The 2,046-nt window shown below is 73.3% G+C and carries 1 protein-coding gene; it reads right to left on the reverse strand.

The genetic code is table 11. The features are described from left to right. Positions 1–652: 652 nt before the first annotated feature. The gene (locus VIB55_RS11495; protein ID WP_331876804.1) at positions 653–1,843 is read right to left on the reverse strand and encodes a CoA transferase; all 1,191 of its coding nucleotides are present in this window, start codon (positions 1,841–1,843) and stop codon (positions 653–655) included. Positions 1,844–2,046 lie beyond the last annotated feature (203 nt).

Consider the following 2,046-nt stretch of genomic DNA (forward strand, 5'->3'; position numbering starts at 1 on the left):
AGCGCGCGGGCCCGGGCGAGCTCTTCGCGCTGGAACTGGTCGTTGTCGAACGGGTTGTCGCACCCTGCGGCCCCAACGGCTAGCAGCAGCGCGATGGCGAGCTTGCGGATCTTCATGGAACCCTCCGTGGGGCTAGGGTCACGTCGGCCGGGCTCCCGTCCGTGCCGCCGGTCTTGTTTCGTCATCCAGGCCGCGGTGTCGGCGCCGCGCACCATACCACACGCTCGCCGCGGGGTTCCCTTTCGGGCCCGCGGCACCCGTGGAACGCCCGACGGGGCCGCTTCGTGACGCGGCGGCGGCGGGAGGCGCTGGCGCTTCCACCGGAGACTGCCGAGGCCCCGGCTCCGTCGGGCGAATGAATTCGCTGCAACGACCACACGAAGTCCGCCTGCGCGGACTGGCTTGTTCTCGTGTGAGGAGGACCGCGTGGCGCGCCCGTGGTGTGTGGCGGATCCCTCCGTCGCTGCGGAGTATCGGTGTGGCGGCTGGTTGCCCTTGGCCGCTCCGTCGGGATGACAAATCGCGCCTCGGCAAGGGCGGGGCGCGTGTGGTTGGCACCCGTGCACTCTACTTCGCATGCAGTCTGCGAAGGCGGACTTCGGGCCGTTGTTGCCGCGACTTCAGTCGCCCCAGCGGCGCCGAGGCCGCGGGTTCACCCGCTCTTAAGCCCTGTGCTCCATCCGTCCCGCGCCACCTCGTCCGTGTGCTCGCCCAGGGCGGGAGCCGGGCGGTGCAGGCCGGGTGGGGTGCGCTCCAGGCGCAGGGGCGACGCGATGGTGTCGACCGATCCGTAGCCGGCTTCCATCGGCCAGAGGCCCGCGCGCTGCAGGAGGACGGGGTCGCGCAGGGCCTCGCCCACAGTCTGCACGGGGGCGCAGGGTACGCCGGCCGCCTCCATGCGCCCCAGCCACTCCGCCGCCGGTGCGCCGCGGAACAGGGCCGCCAGCACGGGGACGAGCTCGTCACGGTGCTCCACGCGGCCCGGGTTGGTCGCGAAGCGGTCGTCGTCGCGCAGCCCGTCCGCCCCGATCGCCTCGCACAGCCGCCGCCACTGCGCGTCGTTCCCCACCGCCACCACGAACGCGCGGTCCGCGGCGTCGAACGCCTGGTAGGGGACGATCGTGGCGTGCGCGTTCCCCCAGCGCCGCGGCTCGCGCCCGGTGACGAGCGCGGCCTGGGTCACGTTCACGAGCCCCGCCAGCGCGGAGTCGAAGAGCGACACCTCCACCCGCTGCCCGCGCCCCGACACCGCGCGCTCCGCCAGCGCGGCGAGGATGGCGATCGTGGCGTTCTGGCCGGTCAGCACGTCTACCACGGCCACGCCCACCTTGGACGGCGCGCCGCCCGGCTCCCCGGTAATGGCCATCCACCCCGCCCGCGCCTGCACCGCGAAGTCGTAGCCGGGCCGCCCGGCGTCCGGCCCGTCGCTCCCGTATCCCGTCACCGAGCAGTACACGAGACGCGGGTTCTCGGCCGCGAGGTCGTCATATCCCAGACCCCAGCCGTCCATCATCCCCGGCGCGTAGTTCTCCACCAGCACGTCGGCCTCGCGCGCCAGGCGGCGGACGAGCGCCCGGCCCTCCTCGTCCTTCAGGTCTACCGCGGCCGAGCGCTTGTTGCGGTTTACGCACAGGTAGTAGGCCGATTCGCGCCCCCGCGGCCCATCCCCCCAGGGCGGGCCCCACGCACGGGTGTCGTCACCGGCGCCGGGGCGCTCTATCTTGATGACCTCCGCGCCCAGGTCACCCAGCGTCATGGTGCACAGCGGGCCGGCCAGCACGCGGGACAGGTCCAGCACGCGAATGCCGGAGAGCGGGCCGCGCGGTCGATCGGGTTCGGGCATGGGATGGGCACGGCTGGGGGAAACGGGGCCGAAGCGTAGCCCCGCCGCCGGACGGGTGCAAGCGCGGCGGGCACACATCGTGTAAGTTGGCCGGGGGCAGACGACGATTCGGCGAAACCGGGGCGGCTGATGGCGGAACAGGGATCGGGGCGGCTGGCACGGCTGGTGGGCGCGGCGCGGGAAATCGCCGACACGGTGATCGC

Origin of the sequence: Longimicrobium sp. (assembly GCF_036554565.1) — a bacterium.
In the GTDB taxonomy this organism is placed as follows: Bacteria; Gemmatimonadota; Gemmatimonadetes; order Longimicrobiales; family Longimicrobiaceae; genus Longimicrobium.

Coding starts and splice junctions, on each gene's coding strand:
- VIB55_RS11495 (WP_331876804.1), bottom strand. CDS start 1,843: ATGCCCGAACCCGATCGACCGCGCGGCCCGCTCTCCGGCATTCGCGTG.